This is a genomic window from Flavobacterium sp. J49 (assembly GCF_011742145.1).
In the GTDB taxonomy this organism is placed as follows: Bacteria; Bacteroidota; Bacteroidia; order Flavobacteriales; family Flavobacteriaceae; genus Flavobacterium.
Window position 1 is genome coordinate 1 of the sequence record NZ_JAAQQU010000062.1, and the last position, 889, is coordinate 889.

Annotated in this window: 1 protein-coding gene; it reads left to right on the plus strand. The window is 29.8% G+C overall.

Annotated features, from left to right (window positions below; genetic code table 11):
- Window positions 1–134 precede the first annotated feature (134 nt).
- Complete coding sequence (locus HA632_RS01790) at window positions 135–674, plus strand: STM3941 family protein (RefSeq protein WP_176305534.1); 540 nt, start codon at window positions 135–137, stop codon at window positions 672–674.
- Window positions 675–889 lie beyond the last annotated feature (215 nt).

The following is an 889-nucleotide window of genomic DNA, read 5'->3' on the forward strand; positions in this document are numbered from 1 at the left end:
TTTTCCCGAATTTTCTTCGAAAATTCAAAAAGTAATTTTAACTTTGGAATCATCAGTAATAAATCGTCGCAACTGTCACAAGCTGCGGCACGTTAGCGGTCAGCGTCAGAACTTATAGATTTAACGACAAAAAAATGAGTGAAATTAGAATTGCATTGAGTAAGAGAAAATTAATTTTTGCATTTATTGGATCAATAATATTTGTTGCGCTTGGAATACAATTTATTTTAAAACCTGAAAGCTATGTTTCCTTTTCTCATAGAAATTTTGAACTAATCAGAATAGTTGGTTATGCATCATTAATCTTTTTTGGTCTTTGTTTGATTTACATAATTTTTAAAGCTTTTGATAAAAAACCAGGTTTAGTTGTTAATGAAAATGGCATAACAGATAATTCAAATTTTACAAGTGTTGGATTAATTGAATGGTCAGAAATAATCGGAATTAGAACTGAACAAGTTATGTCAACTAAATTCATTTTAATTGATGTTTTAAGTCCAGAAAAATTTATTCAAAATAGTCCAAAATTCAAGGCAACTCTGATGAAGAGTAACTTAAAAATGTATGGAACTCCGTTGTCAATAACATCAAATAGTTTAAGTTATAACTTTAATGAGCTTGAAAAATTATTGAAAACAGAGTTTGATAAATATAGAAACACGCCGAACCGCTAACAGCAGTTTGCAACAATTGCAAGGTTTGGGCTTTCACCGAATTTTCTGCGAAAATTCAAAAAGTAGTTTTATATTTGGAATCGGCGGTGATTAATCTTTGCAACTGTTGCAAGCCGCAAGACGTTATAGGCAAGTTTAAACGAACTGTTTTCAAATGAACATTATAATTAACAAAACATATTTGTTTTTCTTTTCAACAATCGTTCTGATTGTTG

What these genes read in the sequence shown, in the direction of transcription:
- HA632_RS01790 (WP_176305534.1), top strand. Translation starts at nt 135, where the DNA reads ATGAGTGAAATTAGAATTGCATTGAGTAAGAGAAAATTAATTTTTGCA.